Here is a 23,995-nt window from a genome sequence, read left to right on the forward strand (position 1 = left end):
TGATCTGCCTCACGCTCAGGAGTAATCTATTTGCGTGACGAACATCACACTATTAATTACCCCATGAGGACTGACATAATGAAACTGATTAACAGAATCATCACTGCTTTCAACGACGTAAACTTTTCATTCGGTACTTTCAATCTGTAATCGCCACTGCCACGTGCGCTTGAAATAAATCGACTAGTATCTGGAGCAAAACTGCATCCAAGTTGAAGTGCTCCAGAAGTCGATAACTCCCTCCCCGCTCGCTCCTACCGGCTGCCCCTATTGGTCTGCATCACCATACATCATCATCAGGTTTAAAATCCCAAAAGCAAAAAACCCGTTCATTGTTGAACAGGTTCGTAAACTCCAGGCGAAAAAAACCTGCTTAAAAAGCAGGTTTCTTAAATGTGGTCGGCGAGAGAGGATTCACTCGTATCATCCATGATACTCGCCCCTTCAGGGTATCGCTTACGCGATATGCAAATCTGCTCCCGGCAGATTTGTCGACCTCCGCGGAGGTTCTCATCCTCATAAACTCCAGATGAAAAAAACCTGCTTAAAAAGCAGGTTTCTTGAATGTGGTCGGCGAGAGAGGATTCACTCGTATCATCCATGATACTCGCCCCTTCAGGGTATCGCTTACGCGATATGCAAATCTGCTCCCGGCAGATTTGTCGACCTCCGCGGAGGTTCTCATCCTCATAAACTCCAGATGAAAAAAACCTGCTTAAAAAGCAGGTTTCTTAAATGTGGTCGGCGAGAGAGGATTCGAACCTCCGACCCACTGGTCCCAAACCAGTTGCGCTACCAAGCTGCGCTACTCGCCGATTTCTTGTTGCTGATGCTACTCAAAATTAAAGCTTATGTCTATGTAAATATTATAATTTATTAGACATTTTGTGTGGTGCGAAGAGAGGGACTTGAACCCTCACGTCCGTAAGAACACTAACACCTGAAGCTAGCGCGTCTACCAATTCCGCCACCTTCGCACAGTCACAAAACCGCTTTCAATTTTTTACTTTACCCTAGGTAAAGTGGGGTGGCTAATGGGACTCGAACCCACGACAACTGGAATCACAATCCAGGGCTCTACCAACTGAGCTATAGCCACCATTACTACTTTACTTCACGCGGTAATCATACCACCGCAGCTCCTGCGCACAAAATTAATGGCGCGCCCGACAGGATTCGAACCTGAGACCTCTGCCTCCGGAGGGCAGCGCTCTATCCAGCTGAGCTACGGGCGCGTAGCGCCGTTGCGGGTGGGGATACTACGGTTTTAAACCGATCCTGTCTAGTGCTTTTTCTCAGAAATGTAGTGTTTTATTACGCTTTGCTCACTCCTGCACCAGAAAGGGCCCTTCAGGGCCCTTTTCTCAAGATTACTGCTGACTTTCTGTCCGCTTTTCAGGCTGATGGTGTGCTTTGTACATCCCCAGAGCGAAATAGCACAGGCTGACCAGCGCCAGGAAAATCCCCCCACCACTAGTGAAATCCGCGTATCTGGATTAATCCCCATGCCAACCAGCACACAAACCAGGAAAGCAATGGTCAGGTAATTGACATAAGGGAACATCACCGACTTGAAGCTATGGGTTTTCATGGCTTCTTTATGGGCACGGCGGAAATAGAGCTGGCTGATCAACACCACAAACCATGGCACCATCCCCGGCAACACGCTGGCGCTGTAAACATAGACGAACACCTGCTGGGGATTAGGGATGATGTAATTCAGTGCAGACCCCGCCAACAGGCAGGCAATGGTGATGGCGATACAGTTTACCGGTACGCCGCTGGCGGAAAGCCGGGTTAACGCGGCAGGCAGTTGGCGGTTCTTTGCCAAGGCATAAAGCATACGGCCACCGCTATACATGCCGCTGTTACAACCGGAGAGCGCGGCAGTCAGTACCACAAAGTTGATGATCCCGGCTGCAGCTACGATACCTATTTTGGCAAAGGTCAGCACAAATGGGCTGCCAGCGGTGCCAATCCCGTTCCACGGGAAGATGGTAACAATAACAAAGATGGCCCCGACATAGAAAATCAGGATACGCCACAGGATATTGTTAATTGCCCGCTTGAGAGTCACCTGTGGGTTTTTGGCTTCCCCGGCGGTAATACCGACCAGTTCCACCCCTTGGTAGGATGCTACAACGATACACAGCGCAAACAGGAAGCCTTTCCAGCCACCGGCAAAGAATCCGCCGTGGGCCGTCAGGTTGGCGAAACCGATGGATTGCCCACCATTGCCAAAACCAAAGAAGATCACGCCCAAGCCTACCAGGATCATCACAATGATGGTGGTGACTTTAATCATGGCGAACCAAAACTCCAGTTCCCCATACAGGCGCACCGCAGCCAGGTTGGCCAAAGCGACCATAGCGACCGCGATCAGCGCGGGCAACCACTGGGGTATTTCAGGGAACCAGAACTGCACATAGACGCCAATCGCCGTGATCTCTGATATCCCCACGGCAATCCACATAAACCAATAACCCCAGGCGGTGAGATAGCCGAAATAGGGATTCATATACTTGTGCGCATAGACAGCAAAGGAGCCCGCTACCGGTTCCAGGAACAGCATCTCGCCCATAGAACGCATAATAAAGAACACAAACAGGCCCGCAATAATATAGGCCAGCAGTACCGAAGGCCCCGCCCATTTCAAGGTACTGGCTGAGCCCATAAACAGGCCGACGCCGATTGTCCCACCCAGTGCGATCAACTCGATATGCCGGGCTTCTAGCCCCCGGTGTAGCCCTTGCGGTTTTTCTTTGCTTGCCATAAATCCTCAATCATACTTTCTATGAATGTGTTTGTTTGCCAACCTGGGCTGGTCGTTATTGTTTTAGAAAAAAGAGTGTCATTCATCCCTAACCAGGCAATGCAGAGCTCGACGAACGGTCTGAACAGTTTTTGCGGGGAAATGCAGCGGTGGCCAGGAAGAAGATCGTTAATACCGAGACGGCCGCTGGGGCGGCTATAGCGCCCCAGCGTGAAGGTCACATTTTGCCAGTATAATAATAACCTACAAATTTAAGCAGTTTGAGTTGACGGCCAATACGACTGGGTTGGCTGAGCAAGCGGTAAAGCCACTCCAGGCCAAGATTCTGCCACCCCTTGGGCGCACGCTTCACATGGCCGGTAAACACGTCATACGTGCCTCCTACGCCCATATACAACGCCTGTGGATGGACTTTGCGACAGTCACGCATCAGGATTTCCTGTTTTGGTGACCCCATGGCGACCGTCACGATCGCCGCACCGCTGGCACGAATGCGCTCAAACAATGCTTCTCGCTGTTCCGGCTTGAAGTAACCATCCTGGCTGCCCACCAGATTCACATTCCATTGGCTACGCAGCTTCTGCTCGGTCTCTGCCAACACCGCAGGTTTACCGCCAATCAGAAACACCGGCGTACCTTCCTGCCCAGCACGCTGCATCATGGCTTCCCACAAGTCAGCTCCGGCCACGCGGGAAACCTGTGCGCCAGGGTATTTCCGACGGATCGAGCGCACCATGCTGATACCATCAGCATACTTATACTCGGCCTCATCCAACAGAGCGTGCAGCGCGGGATCGGTTTCCGCATTGAGGATTTTCTCGGCGTTCATCGCCACCAGCGTACCTTGCTTGACCCGGCCAGCATCAAACAGAAAATCCATGCACTGAGCCATATCACGAAAGCCCCACAGGCTGAAGCCTCGTAGCTCATACTTGGGAACCGAAATTTTTGCTTCCATCGTCATTCTCACCTTTGCAAAAGGGCGTTGGCAGCTGGTGCGTGCGCACGCTTACGCATGATCCGTGCCTTAATCAATCCGGCAGCGTCAAACAGCCAGTACAGTAATTTTGCCAATACCAGACAGGCACCAAAAATAATGCAGAAGAACACCACGCGCGAGACAAACGAATCCACCCCTTCACGTGCCAGCACGATAATATTAAATACCGCACCAAAGCAGAACCCTTGCAAGATAGCCGCTTTGTAGCGGTTTTGCTCGTTTTTGCCCAGCTCATACAGCCAGTCGAACCACTTGATGATCAGACCCACCACAATGGCGCCAAGTGGGATAAACAGCACGCCGCCCATTACCACCAGTGAACCAATCAGCGTAGGGGAAATCGCCAACCCCGAGTGGTTGTCCAATACTTCCCAGGTGAAGTAGTTTGCGGTGTTCAATACCAGATCCGGCCGCCCCGGCCACAGCCAGGCAGGGATAAACACGTAGAAATCACGCACGATCGGCGCCAGCCCCTGGAAATCGATCTTGTCGTAATTTTGCAGCAGCAGCGCCAGGTTTTCCCACGGTGAGAAGGTATCACGTGTCAGATACAGAAAAGTGTAGAAGGCTTCCGGGCCACTGACATCCAGACTGTAGCGCTTCAACGCCAGCCAGAACATGCCGACAATGCCGAACACCCCGGCGGCGACCAGCATCCACAACGAAATCCAGCCGCGCACAATACCGATAAACAGGAACAACGAGAATGCGATGATGATATTGGCCCGGGTGCCACCCACAATCACATAGGTCAGAATGCCGAACGCCACCGTGGCCGCCAGGAAAAAGAACCAGGCACGCACATCTTGCTTAAGAAAATAGACCACCAGCATCGCCGGAATGAAGAAGTAGAAGAAGCGTTTGAGCGCTACCCCGGACACATCACTGGAGAAAATCTGGCTGTACGAGTTTAATTTGAACAGCAGGAAGCCGTTTTGCATAAAGAAGATACCAACGGTACCGATCGCCACCAATGCCAGCAGCACCCAGGTCAGGTTGGTTTCCACCCGGTTCATGGAAAACACCGGTTTACGCTGCTGGTTGCTGTGTTTACGCAGCCGCGTCTTGTAACTGACGTAATAAATCGCGTAGAAACAGGTCGCAGAGAGGATGGCGTACAGCAGGAATTCTACCGGCACCACCTCAACATCAAACTGGAAGGCCAACAGGCAGGTCAGCGGGAAGCCAAAATAGAACGTCAGAAGATAGAGCAGGGAAAAGAACACGTTAAAGTTAAAGCGGACACGCCGGAACTCCTGATAAGTCAAGGTGAGCACAAACAGCACCCCGATCAGATAGACGACGAACAGCCCGCCGAACTGCGCCAGCGTCATGGATTTTCTCCCGCGGCCAGCGCCAGTGCCTGCTGCCAGCCATCGACGTAGTTCGGATTGAAAAAGGCGATAGATTGTTTATCCAACGTCGCCAGTTGGCGCTGTGCTTCACGCACCACCGCTTCATCCAGCGAATCACCATAGAACAATACCGGCAGATGTTGTTCGGCCAGATCCTGCCAGAACGGATTCTTGCGGCTAAGCACAAAGGGGACGCCAAACTGGATCAACAGACACAAGGTGCCCACGCCCTGCTGGCGATCGAAGATAAAGTAACCGAGATCGCACTCACGCAGGATATTCAGATAGTCATCAAAAGCCACCTGCTGGGTCAGCAACTGCAAATTCTGCTCGGCAAACAGCTTCAGCCCGGCAGCACGAACCTGTTCGATATAAGCTTCGTTGTTGGCCGGGTAGCCCAGCGGTACAATCACCCGCACGTCGGCACCAAATTGCTGATGGATGGCCTGCAGCGCCTCGATATGGCGGTTAGTGGTATCACCAGAGTTGCCGACCAGAATGGTCATCGGCCCTGCCAGGTTCTTGGCAACGTCGATACCCGTCAGTGCCGGATCCATTCGGGTCGGGAAATAGAGCAGTGAAGCCGGAACCCGCGCATGGCGCTGTTGGTAATGGATCAGATCGCCCCGCGTCGCAAATACGCGGCCAACCCGCCCCTGGGCGATACGGCGCAGAATATAAAACAGGCGGAACTTCCAACTGGTGGCATTTTCATACAGGTCAGCCCCCCAAATGTGCCAGCTCACCTGCTGCGTTTTGATCTTGCCACTCAGCAAGGCCAGCCACAGTGCCGCATTAAACTGCCCATGCAGGAAAAAGCGGGTATTACGGTCCGCCTGAGCGCGGGCAGTCACCGCCTCTGCCAGACTCTTTTTGCCAGCAAAAGCGTCGATCTTCAGGTTGGGGAATTGGCCCAATGCCGCAACATCTTTGGCGGCCACCATAAAATGACACACCTGTTCAGAGGGCAGGCGTTCTGCCAGCACATCATTAAAGAAGCGCAGCACCGTCTGATTGTGATGCGGGATATCAGATCCCAGTACGTGAATCAGTGTGGTCATACTCGTCTACGATAAAGAATAAATACGCAGCTACAGAGCGCAAAATACACGATGTAGGTTGCCATATAGGCCTGTGCCGCCCCCAATGCGCCATGCAGCGGGATAAGCCAGTGCGAGAACAGCGTCAGCAAGGCAAACTGGCTGACCTCTGTCAGAATATAAAACCTCAGGGACGCTTTCGCGATCACCAGATAACCGAAAACGTAAGCCCCGACCTTCAGCACGTCCCCCACCAGTTGCCAGGCAAACAGATCCCGCATGGCAACGAACTGATGGGAGAACAGCAGCCAGATAGCAAAGTCACGCAGCAACCAGACGGTAAAACTCGCGGCGGCCACGGCAGGCAAAACGAACTTCAGCGAGCGCACAATTTCCTGCGAAATGGCGCTTTTTTCCTTCAGGCGCGACAGCGTCGGTAACAGGTAAACGGTGAACGAGGCGGTGATAAACTGCAGATAGGCATCAGAGATACTGCTCACCCCCTGCCAGATCCCCACTTCGTCCCAACTGTAATGTTCCGCCAGCAGGTTACGCATCATTACATAGGCTACCGGCAAGGTCACGGAGGTGATCAGCGCCATGATGGTAAATTTGCCAAGATGGCTTGCCAGCGCTTTATCCCAGGCCAGTGCCAGATAGCGCAACGGCAGCACCTTGCGACGCCACAGCATCAAACCGGCAGGTAACACAACCAGCGCCGGAACCAGCGCCAGCCCGGCCAATGCCCCTTCATAACCGCCAAGCTTGAAGCACAGCGTAAAGGCCAGTACGCCGATCAGGCTACCTGCGATCACCGCCAGGGCATTGCCCATCGCATCGCGGTAACCCTTGAGGATCGCCAGGAACAGATTGGCGTAGGCTATCCCCATCTGGATAAACGCCACCGCCCGCACCACGTTCACATAATCACTATGACCAAACAAGCCACGGCTGATCGGCTCGGCAGCAAACAGGAACACCAGCGCCAGCAAGGTGGAGAAGCCCAGCACAATGCTGGAAGCCGTCCCCACTGCCATCCGCAACCGTTGGGGATCCTGATGGTATTCCGCCACATACTTGGTGATACCGTTAAAAATCCCGGCACCAGACAGCACACCCAACACGGTAATCAACTGGCGGAAGTTCCCTGCCTGCCCAACCCCGCTGGGGCCGAAGGCCACCGCCAGCATTTTTACCACTAACAGCCCCACGCCAATTTTAATCAGCGTGGAGCCCGCGGTCCAAATCGATGCTTTTGCCAGCGACATATCAGGCGAAGAAGCTCAGGATGGTATTGATCACCGTACGTTGATTGACGTCTGACATGTTATAGAACAGCGGCAGGCGTACCAGACGCTCGCTCTCTTTGGTGGTGAAACGGTCTTCTCCGGAGAAACGACCAAACTTCTCCCCAGCCGGACAGGCGTGCAGTGGAATGTAGTGGAAGACCGACATGATCTCGGCCTCTTTCAGGTAATCGATAAACGCTGTGCGATCCTGCACATCGTTCAGTTTTATGTAGAACATGTGGGCATTATGCACACAATGAGCCGGGATCACCGGCAAGGCGATGCGCCCGGAGTCTGCCAGCGGTTTGAAAGCATCGTAATAGTTCTGCCACAGCTTCAGACGGCGCTGGTTAATCGTCTCGGCGGCTTCCAATTGCGCCCACAGATAGGCGGCTTGCAGGTCTGACATCAGATAGCTGGAACCGATATCGCGCCAGGTGTATTTATCTACCTGACCACGGAAGAACTGGCTGCGGTTAGTGCCTTTTTCGCGGATGACTTCTGCACGATCGATCAGGGCCGGATCGTTAATCAACGTCGCGCCCCCTCACCACCGGCGGTGTAGTTTTTGGTTTCATGGAAGCTGAAGCAACCGATATGGCCGATAGTGCCCAAGGCTTTACCCTTGTAAGTCGACATCACACCTTGTGCGGCATCTTCCACCACAAACAGATCGTACTTCTTAGCCAGCGCCATGATGGTGTCCATCTCGCAGGCCACACCTGCGTAATGCACCGGAACGATCGCTCGGGTTTTATCGGTGATGGCCGCTTCTATCTTGGTTTCATCGATATTCATGGTGTCTGGACGCACGTCGACAAACACCACCACCGCACCACGCAGCACAAAGGCGTTGGAGGTGGACACGAAGGTATAGCTTGGCATGATCACTTCATCACCCGGCTGAATATCCAGCAGGATGGCGGCCATTTCCAGTGAGGCGGTGCAAGACGGGGTCAGTAACACTTTCGGGCTGCCGAAATGCTGTTCCATCCACTGCTGGCAGCGACGGGTAAAACCACCATCGCCACACAATTTGCCGCTGCCCATCGCAGCCTGCATATAATCGAGTTCAGTGCCTACAACCGGTGGTGCGTTAAATGGAATCATGTAAACCTCTGTAGAACCAATACGCGGTGCTTTCTATGGTGGCACCGTGCCGTTGATAGAGCCGTAACGCGGCAATATTACTTATCTGGGTCGCAACTCGCAGGCGCTGCAGCCGTTGCTGCTGGCACCAGGCTATTGCAGCAGCCATCAGCCGCGAACCGGTCCCCTTCCCTTGTGCTCCTGGGAATGCTGCCAGCAGGCCGATACGCGCTTCCTGTTGGCCGATATCGCGCAGGCTGACAAACCCTTCGGGTTCCCCCTCGCTTCCCAGCACCAGCAGGCACTGATGATCAAAGGTCCCCAACACCGCTTTTTCAATCCAGGTGGCGTAAAAGCGCCCGCTATCCTGTGGCCCATACCAGGGCATACGGAAACGGCTGGCAGCAAATACGCTGGCTGCCGCCTGACGCAGCAACGGAATATCTTCCGGCTGAGCAATGCGGCTCGTCGTTGATAATAATGCACTTTCCGTGCCAATCACCAGGGCCAGATCCACTTCGCCTTCAACCAGCCGAAACCCCAAGCCTGCCAAAGCATCCGCCAGGTCAACTCGCTGCGCCGGAATTTTGGCCTGAACCAACGAAAAAGCGCCCAGCTCGGCCAAGCCGATCGCCGGGGCAGTAACATCAAAACTCAGCTTGGCGCTGTCAAGATGGAAAAATTCGCTTTCCCAGCCTAAAGGCTCAATATTGGCGTGGACGGACATGCAGAAGATCCAGTAAATATTTGCCATAGCCGGTTTTGGAGAGTGCCTGAGCGGCACGCCTTACACCATCGTCATCCAGCCAGCCGTTACGCCAGGCGATCTCTTCCAGGCAGGCAATCTTGAACCCTTGGCGCTTTTCAACCGTTTGCACAAAAGTACTCGCTTCGATCAGGCTGTCGTGAGTCCCGGTATCGAGCCAGGCAAAACCACGCCCCAGCAACTCAACGCTCAGTTCGCCACGCTCCAGATACATCTGGTTGATACTGGTGATTTCGAGTTCGCCACGCGGGGAAGGCTTCACCTGTTTGGCAAAATCCACTACCTGATTATCATAGAAATAGAGACCGGTGACCGCCCAGTTGGATTTGGGTTTAAGCGGTTTTTCCTCAATCGACAGCGCGCGGAAGTTGTCGTCAAACTCCACCACGCCAAAGCGCTCGGGGTCCATAACCTGATAACCAAATACCGTGGCCCCGTGCAGACCATCGACAACGCTTTTCAGTTTCGGGCTAAAGCCTTGACCGAAGTAGATATTATCGCCTAAAACCAGGCAACTTGGCTCACCGCCAATAAACTCTTCACCGATCAGAAAGGCCTGCGCCAACCCGTCCGGGCTTGGCTGTTCTGCGTAGCTGAGGTTAATACCGAACTCTTCACCGCTGCCGAGTAAACGACGGAATGAGGGCAGATCGTCAGGCGTTGAGATAATCAGAATGTCCCGAATCCCGGCCAGCATCAGCACCGAGAGCGGGTAATAAATCATGGGTTTATCGTAGATTGGCAGTAACTGCTTGGAGACACCACGGGTAATCGGGTGCAAACGCGTCCCCGAACCACCGGCAAGAATAATACCTTTCATCTTCACTCCTGATTACGCTAACCGCGCGGTGCTTGCCAGCCTCCGCGCGTCTTCTGGCTAAAGGCTTAATCGCTTAGCCCTAAGCGTTCACCCGCATAGGAACCATCCTGCACACGGCGCCACCAGGTTTCATTATTCAGATACCAGGAAACCGTTTTGCGGATCCCACTTTCAAAGGTTTCTTGCGGCCGCCAACCTAATTCACGCTCGATCTTGCCTGCATCAATGGCATAACGCATATCATGGCCAGGGCGATCCTTGACGTAAGTGATCAGATCGCGATATTTCGCCACACCCTGCGGTTTGTTTGGTGCCAGTTCTTCCAGCAGCTCGCAGATAGTCTGCACGACTTCGATATTTTTGCGTTCGTTGTGACCACCAATATTATAGGTCTCGCCTACTACGCCTTCAGTCACCACCTGATATAACGCCCGCGCATGATCTTCGACATATAGCCAGTCACGCACCTGTGCGCCATTGCCGTAAACCGGCAGCGGTTTGCCCGAAATTGCGTTCAAGATCACCAGCGGGATCAGCTTCTCCGGGAAGTGATAGGGGCCGTAGTTATTGGAACAGTTGGTCACTACGGTCGGGAAACCGTAGGTCCGCAACCAGGCACGCACCAGATGATCGCTCGATGCCTTGGAGGCAGAATACGGGCTGCTTGGCGCGTAAGGCGTGGTTTCGGTAAACAGATCGTCCGTGCCGTGCAGATCGCCGTACACTTCATCGGTGGAAATATGGTGGAAACGGAAAGCCAGCTTGTTCTCTTCTGCCAGCCCCAACCAATAATGGCGGGCTGCCTCCAACAGGGTATAGGTGCCCACCACATTGGTTTCGATAAAGGCTGCCGGGCCATCAATTGAGCGGTCAACGTGGCTTTCCGCCGCCAAATGCATCACGAAATCTGGTTGGTACTGCGCAAATACGCGATCCAACGAGGTGCGATCGCAGATATCCACCTGCTCGAAAGCATAGCGCTCGCTGTCAGCAACCCCTGCCAGTGATTCCAGATTACCGGCATAAGTCAGCTTATCGACCACCACCACGCTGTTGGTTGTGCCATCAATAATGTGCCTTACCACGGCAGAGCCGATAAACCCAGCGCCACCGGTGACCAGAATACGTTTCAACGCCAGACTCCTTTGGTGTCAACGATCCAGGACTGCTTAACCTCTTCCGGCTTGATCGCCTTGAATTCTTTATGATCGACCAACATCACGATCACATCTGCCTGCTGCAACGCATCGGCAAGGTTTTTCAACGTAACGTGCCCCGTCAATGATTTTGGCAATTGCTCAACGTTAGGCTCTACTGCCAGCGTCTCTCCGACATGCCATTCGGCAATCAGATGAGCCACTTCAACCGCCGGGCTTTCACGCAGGTCATCGATATTCGGTTTGAACGCCAAACCAAAACAGGCAATTTTTACTTCTGAAGCGCGTTTGTTGGTTGCCGCCAAGCAATCTGCCACGGCAGCTTTGACACGATCAACCACCCATAGCGGTTTGCCATCGTTAACCAGGCGGGCCGTATGGATCAAACGCGCCTGCTGAGGGTTTTGAGCCACGATAAACCAGGGATCAACGGCAATACAATGCCCACCGACGCCAGGGCCAGGCTGCAGAATGTTGACGCGAGGGTGGCGATTGGCCAGGCGAATCAGCTCCCACACATTGATGCCTTGATCGGCACAGATCAGTGAAAGTTCATTGGCAAACGCAATGTTAACGTCGCGGAAGCTGTTTTCTGTCAGCTTACACATCTCGGCGGTGCGAGAGTTGGTAATCACACACTCGCCTTCGAGGAAAATCTTGTACAGTGAGCTGGCACGCTCAGAGCATTTCGGCGTCATCCCACCGATAACGCGGTCATTCTTGATCAACTCGACCATCACCTGCCCCGGCAACACACGCTCAGGACAATAGGCAATATTGACATCAGCCTGCTCGCCAGCATCTTGCGGGAAGCTCAGATCGCTGCGTGCTTCTGCCAACCATAACGCCATCTGCTCGGTAGCGCCCACCGGAGAAGTGGACTCCAGGATCACCAGGTCGCCTTTTTTCAGCACGGGAGCCAGTGACTTGGCAGCCGCTTCAACATAGGCCAGGTCGGGTTCGTGATCTCCCTTGAACGGGGTTGGCACGGCGATCAGGAACGCATCCGCCGCCAGCGGCTTGGTTACCGCCTGCAGATAGCCTCCTTCAACCGCTTCCTTCACTACACGGTCCAGATCGGGCTCTACAATATGGATAGCGCCACGGTTAATGGTATCCACCGCATGCTGGTTAACATCTACACCCACCACTTTTTCTTGCGGGAAGCAAATGCCGCCGCCGTTGGCAAGCCGATATAACCCAGGCCAATAACTGAAATAGTGTTAAAACTCATAGTGTCACCTGACGATTCTTTAAAGCTTCTAGGATACGTTGGCAGGCATGCCCATCACCGTATGGGTTATGCGCCCGGCTCATGGCGTGATATTCGTTTTCATCTGTCAACAACCGGGTTACCGCATCAACAATTTTAGCTACATCTGTGCCAACCAGTTGCACCGTACCGGCATCTACCGCTTCCGGGCGCTCCGTGGTATCGCGCATGACCAGTACCGGTTTACCCAGCGACGGTGCTTCTTCCTGAATACCACCAGAGTCAGTCAGGATCATATAGGCATGCGTCATCAGGTAAACAAAAGGCAGGTAATCCTGTGGATCGATAAGAATGATGTTATCAATGCCTTTCAGAATGCGGTTAACCGGCTCACTGACGTTCGGATTGAGATGTACCGGATATACCACCTGCACTTCTGGATGCTGCAGTGCGATTTCCGCCAGGGCGCTGCAGATACGCTCAAATCCGCCGCCGAAACTTTCGCGGCGGTGGCCGGTTACCAGGATCAACTTCTTGTTGGCATCAAGGAAAGGATAGCGCTGGTCAAGGCTGGTGCGCAGGGCTTCGTCGCCCATGACACGATCGCGCACCCATAGCAGAGCGTCGATAACGGTATTGCCCGTCACGAAAATATGGTCATCCATCAATGATTCACGCAGCAGGTTCTGGCGCGAATTTTCGGTCGGCGCAAAATGGTACATCGCCAAATGCCCGGTCAACTTGCGGTTGGCTTCTTCCGGCCACGGAGAATAGAGATTACCCGTGCGCAGGCCCGCTTCCACATGCCCTACCGGGATACGTTGATAAAACGCCGCCAGGCTGGTTGCCATGGTGGTCGTTGTATCGCCGTGCACCAGTACCACATCCGGCTTGAAATCTTCCAGCACACCCTTCAGCCCTTCCAGAATGCGGCAGGTGATTTCACTCAGCCCCTGGCCAGGTTTCATGATATTGAGGTCATAATCAGGCACGATTTCAAACAAACGCAATACCTGATCCAGCATCTCACGATGCTGTGCCGTTACGCAGACTCTTGATTCAAAGGCTGCATCCTGAGCCAGAGCATGTACCAGAGGGGCCATTTTGATGGCTTCCGGTCTAGTGCCAAAAACAGTCAACACTTTCACAGCGAATCTCTTTTGGTCGGTGAACCGCAGGCGGACCTGCAAAGTGGGTACCTAAGTACCCATCAGCGAAATTATTTTACCCGTCGTCTCTCAAGCTGCAGCGTGGTTACCTGCACCAGCTATGCTGTACAGGGATAAACAAATGCCGCGAACGCATGGACGTACTAGAACGGCCAACTTGAAATCCATGGGTAATATTATTTTTAACGACGAGGGCGGCGCGCCAAGGCAACACCAGCACCTACTAGACCACCAATCGCCCCCCACATAATCAGCCAGAATACCCGGCGCGGGCTATCACGTTTAACCGGTTCTTCCGGCGTGCGTAAATAACGGTAAGTCTGGAATTTGGCATCCAGCGTTGGGCCAACGCTCAGGGTTGCCAGCATAGCCCGGTTTTGATCATAATCCAGATCATAAGTTGGGCCAGAAGCCTGTAAACCCTCCAGACGAGCCTGGAGCATCGGTTTACCAAGCAGGAAAAGATCGGAATCGGGTAACTGCTCTGCCGGGGTATCCGTCTGAGTACGGCTGATACCTTGCTGCTCGGCAATTTTCAGCGCCTGCTGAACCGTCTTGAGCTCACGCTGATAAACCGCATCGGCAACCGCTTCCTGACGCTTTACCTGCGCTTTCATCGAGGTGGTACGTGCAGCCCAGGCGCCCTGGATCTCTTCGTTCAGATGCTGTGCCGCACGGTGGCTGGCAAAGGCAACGTATTGGCGCAGCAGATGGTTGGAATCCGGAGCCGTCTCTGCAGTCAGCTTCACGCTGTCGTTAAGCACTTTTTTATCGTCACGCGGCGTGAATTGGATATTGTTGATCATATCGTCAAGCAACGCGGCATCGGCACGCGCATCACCTTCCTGGCGCTGCTTGTAATAATCACTTTGCAGCCAGAAATCACGGCGTGTGTCATACGCGGCTAACTGCATGATGAATTCATTATAGGCTTCATCCGCAATCCCAGGTTGATCGGTAGAAACCGCAGGCATACTGCGTACATCCAGGTTTCGCAGGAATTGCTGCTGAGAGTAATATCCTCCCAACGCATTCACCGTCGGCTTGTCGGTGATCGCCGTCGCACTCCACTCCTGTTTGACCAGATAAGAAAAAATCAGAGCGACAGCGGCAAACAGCACCGCGAAACCAATAATCCATTTTTTACCGCGCCATAGGGTGCAGCACAAACCACGGATATCGAGTTCATTATCGACCACCGGGGTATTCTTTTCAGACGTTGTCTCAGGAATCATCACTGCCCAAAAGCCTCAGGTTAAGGTACTTGCTTATTGTTCGTGGAATTACGCAGGCGACGCTTCATACGTTTGATATATCGCGCCACTCGCCACGCACGCTTAATGCAATAGCCATAGAAGAAAAATGCAAGCAAGAATAATGCCAACATGACCCATTCAGGGATAAAACTCAAACGTTCACCTATCACACCAATGGCCGCCAGCAGCGCTGCAGCCAGCGTAATCAGCACAAAGGCCTGACGCGGCGTAAAGCCAGCACGCATAATCAGGTGGTGGATATGTTGGCGGTCTGGCGAGAACGGGCTCATGCCCTTGCGCAGGCGACGATACATGATGGCGATCATGTCCATCAACGGGATGGCGATGATCCACAGCGCAGTTACGGGATTGATTGGGTGGCTTGGCCCTTGCGTACTCTGCAACAGCAGCCAGATGGCGGTAAAGCCAATCAAGGTACTGCCTGCATCCCCCATAAATACCTTATACCGGCGGCCCAGGATGCCGAGGTTAAGCAGGATGTAGGGAACAATGGCTGCCAGCATGGCGAAGCACCAGAAGGCGAGTTCGGTGTGGCCACTTTGATATAACAGCACGCCCATGGCACCAAATGACACGCAGGAGAGGCCACCGAGCAAGCCGTCAATGCCATCAACCATGTTAAAAGCGTTGATCGCTGCCCAAACGGCAAACAGCGTAACCAGATAGCCAAAAGGCCCCAGCAACATTTCCCAGTTGCCAAATACATAGCCAAGGCTGCGCAAATAGAGGCCAGCGAATACCATCATGGCAATGCCCACCAGCGCCTGGATGGTCGCGCGGATCTTGACGCTGATATCGAAGCGATCGTCCAGTGCCCCGACGAACACCAGAACGCCTGCACAGGCCAGGTAGAGCTTACCGTGCGCAATCGTTTGATCGGAAATCAGGAAGGCAAAGCAGATACCGGCGTAAACGGAAATACCCCCACCAACGGGATCAACCCCTGATGACGTTTACGATAATTGGGCTTATCAACCAAACCAATACGTTTTGCTACCTTGCGGGCAACAAACAAAAAAGCCAGAGAAAACAGAAAAACAAAAAGAATTTCGGTACTCATAGTGAGCAGGTTCACAGTTAACAAATCTCTGAAGAAGATGAGGCAGCTTATCATGGGTAAAAAACTGCGCCACATGACCAGGCAACCTTTCAGTCATTTCCTATGACAACAGACATTCACACTTATCTATACCCAGTCGTTCCTTGCTTGCGCGCAATAACGCAGAGAATCGGCATAAATAAGATGAGTTCTCAGTTAGGCGTAAGAATAACTTACTTTCCTTTTGCTGTTACTTATCGTATCCGCCAAAAGCGAAAAACGCCACGACTAGGCGTGGCGTTCCCCAAATTTTTTACTTAATTATGAGCGCTTCATCATGTCGAAGAATTCATCATTGGTTTTGGTCATCGCCAATTTGTTAATAAGGAACTCCATCGCATCGATCTCGCCCATCGGGTGAATGATCTTACGCAGGATCCACATTTTCTGCAGCTCTTCAGACGTGGTAAGTAATTCTTCTTTACGGGTACCGGAACGGTTGTAATCAATAGCAGGGAATACACGCTTCTCGGCGATTTTACGCGCCAGGTGCAATTCCATGTTACCTGTACCTTTAAATTCTTCGTAAATCACTTCGTCCATTTTGGAACCGGTATCTACCAGTGCGGTAGCGATGATGGTCAGGCTACCGCCTTCCTCAACGTTACGAGCCGCACCAAAGAAACGCTTCGGACGATGCAGCGCGTTGGCATCCACACCACCGGTCAGCACTTTGCCTGAGGCTGGTACTACAGTGTTGTAGGCACGCGCCAGACGGGTAATGGAGTCCAGCAGGATAATGACGTCTTTTTTGTGTTCGACCAGGCGCTTGGCCTTCTCGATCACCATTTCCGCAACCTGAACGTGGCGAGAAGCCGGTTCGTCGAAGGTAGAAGCGATAACTTCACCTTTCACCAGACGCTGCATCTCGGTAACTTCTTCCGGACGTTCGTCGATCAGCAGCACCATCAGCACACAGTCTGGGTGGTTGTAAGCGATGCTCTGGGCAATATTCTGCAGCAGCATGGTCTTACCGGCTTTTGGCGGTGCCACGATCAACCCACGCTGACCACGGCCAATTGGGGATGCCAGATCCAGCACGCGGGCTGTCAGATCTTCAGTAGAACCGTTGCCGCGCTCCATACGCAAACGAGAGTTGGCGTGCAATGGCGTCAAGTTTTCGAACAGGATCTTGTTACGGGCGTTTTCCGGCTTGTCGTAGTTGACTTCATTGACTTTCAACAGGGCAAAATAACGCTCACCTTCTTTTGGCGGACGAATCTTACCGGAAATGGTGTCACCTGTGCGGAGGTTGAAACGGCGGATTTGGCTGGGGGAAACGTAGATATCATCGGGGCCTGCGAGGTAGGAACTGTCTCCGGAACGGAGGAAACCAAATCCATCCTGCAATATCTCCAGCACGCCATCACCGAAGATATCTTCTCCGCTTTTCGCATGTTGCTTGAGTATAGAGAAGATAATGTCCTGTTTGCGCAGGCGGGCCAGGTTTTCCAGCCCCATATTTTCGCCGAGAGTAATCAGCTCAGAAACCGGCGTATTCTTTAATTCGGTAAGATTCATAGTGGGGGTTCTTAAACTCGGGGTATGTCTCGAACTTATATCGTGAATGGTATGGCAGCGTGATATACCTGTCGGTTTTCAAGCTGAAGCATTGTTACTTGCGAACACAAATCTCGGTCACTTACCAGAGTAAGCTCCAGAGAATTCACACTCTCGCTGCCTAGCTGCAACTCGAAATTCATTGGGTATACGTGCCTGTTACTGGACGTTCGATCACCGGGTCACTGAATCGTCGCGGCAAGAAATGGCTTACACGGGACGCATGAGCTTACGGTTTAAGATCGAAGGTGCCTTAAAACTGATTTTTGCAAAACCGCTTGATTGTTAAAACATGGGCTGGGTTCACATTTCTTTTGTAACGCCGATGGTTCAACACAGAGTAAAGCTTAGATTCAGACTCTTTAGATTTAATACTTAGGGCAAGTTCTATATGCAGTATGGTTAAACTTAACACGCTTCTTGGCAGGCGTCTAGCGGTGAATGAAACATCCCCCTCCAGACGCCCGTCACAGGGCTTCCCGCCCGATTACAGATTCGCGTTAAGGAAATCTTTGAGCTGACCTTTGGACAACGCGCCTACCTTGGTCGCGGCCACTTCACCGTTTTTGAACAGCAACAGCGTAGGAATACCACGGATACCGTATTTAGGGGCGGTAGCCGGGTTTTGATCGATGTTCAGCTTGGTGATGGTCAGTTTGCCTTCGAACTCTTCGGCAATCTCATCCAGAATCGGAGCAATCATTTTGCACGGACCACACCATTCAGCCCAGAAATCGACCAGGATTGGTCCTTCGGCTTTCAGCACATCAGTGTCAAAGCTGTCGTCAGTCAGGTGAATTATTTTATCGCTCATATTCTACTCCACAGGATTATGTCTACCTTGTTGGTGTAGCGTCAAACCAACTTAGGGTGATTTTATTTCACCGCTTTTATTTCAACGGATATGCTTTCGTAAAGCAATAGTTAGCTGATATTCTACCACACTATGAGCAAAACACACTTGACCGAACAGAAGTTTTCCGACTTCGCCCTGCACCCGTTAGTCCTTGAAGCCCTTGAGAAAAAAGGGTTTCACAACTGCACGCCCATCCAGGCGTTAGCATTACCGCTCACGCTCTCCGGGCGTGACGTTGCGGGTCAGGCGCAAACCGGTACCGGAAAGACGCTGGCATTTTTAGCGTCTACTTTTCACTATTTGCTGTCCCACCCGGCGAAAGAAGGTCGCCAGACCAACCAGCCGCGCGCCTTGATCATGGCGCCAACGCGTGAACTGGCAGTACAGATCCATTCCGACGCAGAGGCTCTGTCGCAATCCACCGGGTTGAAACTTGGCCTGGCCTACGGCGGTGATGGCTATGACAAACAACTTAAAGTGCTGGAAAGTGGTGTGGATATCCTGGTCGGGACGACCGGCCGTTTAATCGACTACGCCAAACAGAATTATATCGATCTGGGGGCTATCCAGGTTGTGGTACTCGATGAAGCCGATCGTATGTACGATCTGGGCTTTATCAAAGATATCCGTTGGTTGTTCCGCCGCATGCCTGCGGTCGATCAGCGCCTGAACATGCTGTTCTCCGCCACCTTGTCCTATCGCGTGCGCGAACTGGCCTTCGAGCAGATGAACAACGCCGAATATGTGGAAGTCGAACCGGAACAGAAAACCGGCCACCGCATTAAAGAAGAGCTTTTCTACCCTTCCAACGAAGAAAAAATGCGCCTGCTGCAGACGCTGATCGAGGAAGAGTGGCCGGATCGCTGTATTATTTTCGCCAACACCAAGCACCGTTGTGAGGATATCTGGGGCCATCTGGCTGCGGACGGTCACCGCGTCGGTCTGCTGACCGGTGACGTGGCGCAGAAAAAACGCCTGCGTATTCTGGACGACTTCACCAAAGGCAACCTGGATATTCTGGTCGCCACCGATGTCGCAGCACGCGGCCTGCATATCCCGTTGGTGACGCATGTCTTCAACTACGATCTGCCGGACGACTGTGAAGACTACGTTCACCGTATCGGCCGTACCGGTCGTGCGGGCGAAAGTGGCCACTCCATCAGTCTGGCATGTGAAGAGTACGCGCTTAATCTACCCGCTATCGAGACTTATACCGGCCACAGTATTCCTGTGAGCAAGTACAATAGCGATGCGCTGATGAGCGATCTGCCAGCACCTAAGCGCCTGGTGCGCCCAAGAGGCAACAACGGCCCACGCCGTAACTCCGCGCCACGCCGTGGCGGTGCGCCTCGTAATAACCGCAAACGTTCAGGCTGACATACCCAATGAATTTCAAGTTACATCTAGGCGGCAAGCTCGTGAGTCCTCAGGAGCTTACACCGGTAAGTGACAGGGGTGAACGAACGCCACCAACAACGATGTTGCTTGAAAGGCAAAGGGGATAATTATGCCCGGTTCCAGCACCCTATATGCTGCCATCGATCTTGGTTCCAACAGCTTCCATATGTTGGTGGTACGTGAGGTTGCTGGCAGTATCCAGACTTTGGCACGCATCAAACGCAAGGTGCGTCTGGCTGCCGGGCTGGATCAGCACAATCATTTGTCCCATGAGGCCATGCAACGCGGCTGGCAATGCCTGCGGTTGTTCTCGGAACGCCTGCAGGATATCCCACGGGAGCAAATCCGCGTGGTAGCCACCGCGACGTTACGCCTGGCAAGTAACGCTAACGAATTTCTGAAAACCGCCGAAACGATCCTTGGCTGCCCTGTGCAGGTTATCAGCGGCGAGGAAGAAGCCCGCCTGATCTATCACGGAGTCGCCCATACCACCGGTGGCCCCGATCGGCGCCTGGTCGTTGATATCGGTGGTGGCAGCACAGAGCTGGTTGCCGGTATTGGTGCGCAAGCCTCCCAGCTTTACAGCCTTTCGATGGGGTGCGTAACCTGGCTCGAACGTTTTTTCAGCGATCGTAATCTGGAGCGGGATAACTTTGAAGCGGCCGAGCTGGCAGCGCGTGAAATGGTGCGCCCGATAGCCCCGCAATTGCGCCAACATGGTTGGCAGATTTGCGTCGGCGCCTCAGGCACCGTGCAAGCGCTGCAGGAGATCATGGTTGCTCAAGGTATGGACGAGCGCATTACCCTGCCCAAGTTACGCCAGTTGAAACAGCGCGCCATCCAGTGTGGCAAACTGGAAGAGCTGGAAATCGAAGGGCTGACACTGGAACGAGCCCTGGTATTCCCGAGCGGCTTGTCGATACTGCTGGCCATTTTCCAGGAGTTGGGCATTGAAAGCATGACGCTGGCCGGTGGCGCACTGCGTGAAGGGCTCGTGTATGGCATGCTGCATCTACCGGTAGAGCAGGATATCCGCAGCAGAACGCTGCGAAATCTGCAACGCCGTTACCTGCTCGATGCCGACCAGGCAGAGCGCGTCAGCCAACTGGCGGCGAATTTCTGCTTGCAGACGGCCAATGAATGGCAGTTGGATGAGCGATGTCGTGAGCTACTGCATGCCGCCTGCTTTATCCACGAAATCGGCCTGAGCGTCGACTTCAGACAGGCACCGCAACACGCCGCCTATCTGATCCGCCATCTTGATTTACCCGGCTTTACTCCGGCGCAGAAAAAACTGTTGGCAACCCTGTTAAAAAACCAGAGCAATGCGCTCGATTTGCCGCTGCTGAGCCAACAAAATGCCGTGCCGCCACGTATAGCTCAGCGGCTGTGCCGTATCCTGCGCCTGGCCATCATCTTTGCCAGCCGCCGCCGTGACGACACCCTGCCTGCTGTACGATTGCGTGCCAACGATGAAGAATTGCACGTCATTTTACCGCACGGTTGGTTGGAGCAACATCCGTTGCGCGCGGAAGCGCTTGAGCAGGAAAGCCATTGGCAAAGCTATGCCCACTGGCCGTTATTCCTGGAAGAACAGAACTGAGAGAGCGGTGATTACGGCGCTTTAACTTTCGCCTTTAGCCTTGGCCAACATGGCTTTAACACTGGCCAAATGGCTTTGCCCTTTCTGCATCCGCTCTTGCGGGCTAATCACCTTGCGTTCCGTCTCCCAGGCCAAATCATCCTGAGGCAGTTCCAGCAGGAAACGGCTAGGTTCAGGACGCATCAGTTCGCCGTATTGCCTGCGTTCGCGGCACAGCGTGAAAATCAGCTCTTTCTGGGCCCGAGTGATCCCCACATAGGCCAGGCGCCGCTCTTCATCGACATTATCCTCATCGATGCTGCTCTGATGGGGTAACAACCCTTCCTCCATTCCCACCAGGAACACATAGGGAAACTCCAACCCTTTAGAGGCGTGCAGGGTCATTAACTGCACCTGATCCAGCTCTTCGTCACTTTCGCCGCGTTCCATCATGTCACGCAATGTAAAGCGTGTGACTACCTGGGTCAGCGTCATCGGTTCGTCCAGCTCGCTGCCTTCCAGCATTTCAGTCATCCAGCCAAACAGAGTGTTGACGTTCTTCATGCGCATTTCAGCCGCTTTCGGGCTCGGTGAGGTTTCAAACAGCCAGCTTTCATAATCAACGCCGCGGATCAGATCCCGTACCGCCGCTACGGGTTCCCGCTCGGCCATTTGCGCGATGCCTTCCATCCAGTGAGTGAAGCGCTGTAAGGATTCCAGCCCACGACCGGTGAGGTGCTGGCTCAAACCAACGTCAAAACTGGCGCGGAACAGGCTCTTATTACGCAGGTTTGCCCACTCTCCCAGTTTTTGCAGCGTTGCCGGGCCGATTTCACGCTTGGGCGTGTTGACCACGCGCAAAAACGCACTGTCATCGTCCGGGTTGGTCAAGACACGCAGATAGGCCAACAGATCCTTGATTTCCGGGCGGGAGAAAAACGAAGTCCCACCAGAAATCTTGTAGGGGATGCGGTTTTGCATCAGCATTTTTTCAAACAGCCGCGACTGGTGGTTACCCCGGTAAAGGATCGCATAATCGCCGTAATTGGTTTTCTTCACAAAATGGTGGGCGATAAGTTCCCCTACCACCCGCTCGGCCTCGTGATCTTCGTTATTGGCCGTCACCACTTTTAGCTCTTCGCCATAACCCAGTTCGGAGAACAGACGTTTCTCAAACACATGCGGATTGTTGGCGATAAGAATGTTGGCCGCCTTCAGAATGCGTTCACTAGAGCGGTAGTTTTGCTCCAGCTTGATCACCTGGAGTTGCGGGAAGTCTTCTTTCAGCAGTACCAAGTTTTGTGGACGCGCACCGCGCCACGAGTAGATTGACTGATCGTCATCCCCCACCACGGTAAACCGGGCACGGTTACCCACTAATAACTTCACCAGTTCGTACTGGCTAGTGTTGGTATCCTGATATTCATCCACCAGCAGATAGCGAATACGGTTCTGCCAGCGTTCACGCACTTCTTCATTGCGCTGCAGCAACAGCGTTGGCAGCAGGATTAAATCATCAAAATCCAGTACGTTACAGGCCTTCATATGGGCATCGTACAACCCGTAGCAATGGGCAAACAGTTTGTCTCTTTCCGTCCGCGCCAACCCCATCGCCTGGGGAGGATCCACCAGATCGTTCTTCCAGTTGGAAATGGTGGAAATCAGCTGCGCCACCAGAGTTTTGTCATTTTCCAGCCATTTTTCGGTCAGTTCTTTCAGTAACGCCAACTGATCCTGATCGTCGAACAACGAGAAATTGGATTTCATCCCCAGCGCAGCATATTCGCGTTTGATCACTTCTAACCCCAACGTGTGGAAGGTAGAGATCATCAGGCCACGCGCTTCTTTGCGCCCCATGGTTTGCGCCACACGCTCTTTCATCTCGCGTGCCGCCTTGTTGGTAAAGGTCACGGCGGCAATATGCCGTGCCTGATAACCACATTGGTGGATCAGATGGGCGATTTTATTGGTGATCACGCGCGTTTTGCCGGAACCGGCACCGGCCAGCACCAGGCAGGGCCCGGTAACGAATTCGACAGCGTGTTGTTGGCTAGGGTTTAATCGCATGGCGCTTTGTTGCTCGACTTTATTACGTGGAGGAGGATTGTAGCAGAAAGCGCCAATCAGATTGATACCCGTCGCCTTTCAAGCCACAGCGTTGTTATCTGCGAGCGTAGCTGTGACTCGAAATACATTGGGTAAAACAGGTATAATAGCGGTTAATTTTGCATGACGAAAATGGACGAGATGATGGCAAAGACGGCTTGCGCCCTGCATATCCTGGTGGATAACGAAACCTTGGCCAACGAATTGCTGGCTAAACTAAAGCGCGGCGTCAGCTTTGACACGCTGGCGCGAAAATACTCAAGCTGCCCGTCCAAACGCAACGGCGGTTCCTTGGGGAGTTCAATAAGGGCACCATGGTAGCGGCCTTTGATAAAGCGGTATTCAGCATCCCATTACTGAAACCCTATGGGCCAGTAAAAACCCAGTTTGGCTTCCATATTATCAAAGTGTTATATCGGAATTAAAACTAAAGGCGCAGCAATAAA

Annotated in this window: 14 protein-coding genes, 4 tRNA genes and 5 pseudogenes; 3 read left to right on the forward strand and 20 right to left on the reverse strand. The window is 53.1% G+C overall.

The features are described from left to right. Window positions 1-738: 738 nt before the first annotated feature. From ACQ86O_RS04050 to trxA, 19 genes and pseudogenes are all read right to left on the reverse strand, one after another. Window positions 739-815, reverse strand: a tRNA-Pro gene (locus ACQ86O_RS04050). A 75-nt stretch (window positions 816-890) separates the two neighbouring features. Next, window positions 891-977, reverse strand: a tRNA-Leu gene (locus tag ACQ86O_RS04055). A 46-nt stretch (window positions 978-1,023) separates the two neighbouring features. Continuing rightward, window positions 1,024-1,099: transfer RNA gene (locus tag ACQ86O_RS04060), tRNA-His, on the reverse strand. Between the two features lie 59 nt (window positions 1,100-1,158). Beyond that, window positions 1,159-1,235: transfer RNA gene (locus ACQ86O_RS04065), tRNA-Arg, on the reverse strand. 135 nt (window positions 1,236-1,370) lie between these two features. Further along, window positions 1,371-2,773: pseudogene (gene thrP, locus ACQ86O_RS04070) on the reverse strand (bifunctional threonine/serine APC transporter ThrP). 217 nt (window positions 2,774-2,990) lie between these two features. Next, window positions 2,991-3,731 carry a lipopolysaccharide N-acetylmannosaminouronosyltransferase gene (wecG, locus tag ACQ86O_RS04075; protein ID WP_431224223.1) on the reverse strand — a complete coding sequence of 247 codons (741 nt, stop codon included), beginning with the start codon at window positions 3,729-3,731 and terminating at the stop codon, window positions 2,991-2,993. Between the two features lie 8 nt (window positions 3,732-3,739). Beyond that, window positions 3,740-5,107 (reverse strand): ECA oligosaccharide polymerase, encoded by a 1,368-nt coding sequence (gene wzyE / locus ACQ86O_RS04080; protein WP_431224224.1) that lies wholly within the window; start codon window positions 5,105-5,107, stop codon window positions 3,740-3,742. Beyond that, a complete protein-coding gene (locus tag ACQ86O_RS04085; RefSeq protein ID WP_431224225.1) occupies window positions 5,104-6,189 on the reverse strand; it encodes a TDP-N-acetylfucosamine:lipid II N-acetylfucosaminyltransferase in 1,086 nt (361 codons plus the stop codon). Before ACQ86O_RS04085 ends, wzyE begins: the two co-directional genes overlap by 4 nt. Further along, window positions 6,186-7,436, reverse strand: a complete 1,251-nt coding sequence (wzxE, locus tag ACQ86O_RS04090; RefSeq protein ID WP_431224226.1) for a lipid III flippase WzxE — start codon at window positions 7,434-7,436, stop codon at window positions 6,186-6,188. The genes ACQ86O_RS04085 and wzxE overlap by 4 nt, the downstream gene beginning before the upstream one ends. A gap of 1 nt (window position 7,437) precedes the next feature. Next, window positions 7,438-8,567: pseudogene (rffA, locus tag ACQ86O_RS04095) on the reverse strand (dTDP-4-amino-4,6-dideoxygalactose transaminase). Beyond that, window positions 8,554-9,273 (reverse strand): dTDP-4-amino-4,6-dideoxy-D-galactose acyltransferase, encoded by a 720-nt coding sequence (gene rffC, locus ACQ86O_RS04100; protein WP_431224227.1) that lies wholly within the window; start codon window positions 9,271-9,273, stop codon window positions 8,554-8,556. Before rffC ends, rffA begins: the two are co-directional and overlap by 14 nt. Further along, complete coding sequence (gene rfbA, locus ACQ86O_RS04105) at window positions 9,251-10,132, reverse strand: glucose-1-phosphate thymidylyltransferase RfbA (RefSeq protein WP_431224228.1); 882 nt, start codon at window positions 10,130-10,132, stop codon at window positions 9,251-9,253. Before rfbA ends, rffC begins: the two co-directional genes overlap by 23 nt. A gap of 65 nt (window positions 10,133-10,197) precedes the next feature. Then, the gene (gene rffG / locus ACQ86O_RS04110; RefSeq protein WP_431224229.1) at window positions 10,198-11,265 is read right to left on the reverse strand and encodes a dTDP-glucose 4,6-dehydratase; all 1,068 of its coding nucleotides are present in this window, start codon (window positions 11,263-11,265) and stop codon (window positions 10,198-10,200) included. Beyond that, window positions 11,262-12,523, reverse strand: a pseudogene (wecC, locus tag ACQ86O_RS04115) (UDP-N-acetyl-D-mannosamine dehydrogenase). Before wecC ends, rffG begins: the two are co-directional and overlap by 4 nt. Further along, a complete protein-coding gene (gene wecB, locus ACQ86O_RS04120; protein WP_431224230.1) occupies window positions 12,520-13,650 on the reverse strand; it encodes a non-hydrolyzing UDP-N-acetylglucosamine 2-epimerase in 1,131 nt (376 codons plus the stop codon). The pseudogene wecC and the gene wecB overlap by 4 nt, the downstream one beginning before the upstream one ends. A gap of 203 nt (window positions 13,651-13,853) precedes the next feature. Beyond that, on the reverse strand, window positions 13,854-14,906 hold the full coding sequence (gene wzzE, locus ACQ86O_RS04125; RefSeq protein ID WP_431224231.1) for an ECA polysaccharide chain length modulation protein: 1,053 nt from the start codon (window positions 14,904-14,906) through the stop codon (window positions 13,854-13,856). A gap of 20 nt (window positions 14,907-14,926) precedes the next feature. Beyond that, window positions 14,927-16,023: pseudogene (wecA, locus tag ACQ86O_RS04130) on the reverse strand (UDP-N-acetylglucosamine--undecaprenyl-phosphate N-acetylglucosaminephosphotransferase). Between the two features lie 285 nt (window positions 16,024-16,308). Beyond that, complete coding sequence (rho, locus tag ACQ86O_RS04135) at window positions 16,309-17,568, reverse strand: transcription termination factor Rho (RefSeq protein WP_025119023.1); 1,260 nt, start codon at window positions 17,566-17,568, stop codon at window positions 16,309-16,311. 526 nt (window positions 17,569-18,094) lie between these two features. Next, window positions 18,095-18,421 (reverse strand): thioredoxin TrxA, encoded by a 327-nt coding sequence (trxA, locus tag ACQ86O_RS04140; RefSeq protein WP_156293301.1) that lies wholly within the window; start codon window positions 18,419-18,421, stop codon window positions 18,095-18,097. Window positions 18,422-18,553: 132 nt separating this feature from the next. On the opposite strand from trxA, the gene rhlB reads away from it, so the two are divergent. Continuing rightward, window positions 18,554-19,840, forward strand: coding sequence for an ATP-dependent RNA helicase RhlB (gene rhlB, locus ACQ86O_RS04145; protein ID WP_431224232.1), 1,287 nt, complete (start codon window positions 18,554-18,556; stop codon window positions 19,838-19,840). 130 nt (window positions 19,841-19,970) lie between these two features. After that, entirely contained in the window at window positions 19,971-21,464 is a 1,494-nt protein-coding gene (gene ppx, locus ACQ86O_RS04150; protein ID WP_431224233.1) for an exopolyphosphatase, read from the forward strand. 21 nt (window positions 21,465-21,485) lie between these two features. Here the strand turns inward: ppx and rep are convergent, their stop codons facing one another. Further along, window positions 21,486-23,510 (reverse strand): DNA helicase Rep, encoded by a 2,025-nt coding sequence (gene rep, locus ACQ86O_RS04155; RefSeq protein ID WP_431224234.1) that lies wholly within the window; start codon window positions 23,508-23,510, stop codon window positions 21,486-21,488. A 183-nt stretch (window positions 23,511-23,693) separates the two neighbouring features. Here rep and ppiC point away from each other — a divergent pair. Then, window positions 23,694-23,974: pseudogene (ppiC, locus tag ACQ86O_RS04160) on the forward strand (peptidylprolyl isomerase PpiC). The last annotated feature ends 21 nt before the right edge of the window (window positions 23,975-23,995 follow it).

The organism is Serratia sp. L9 (assembly GCF_050632285.1).
Classification (GTDB): Bacteria; Pseudomonadota; Gammaproteobacteria; order Enterobacterales; family Enterobacteriaceae; genus Chania.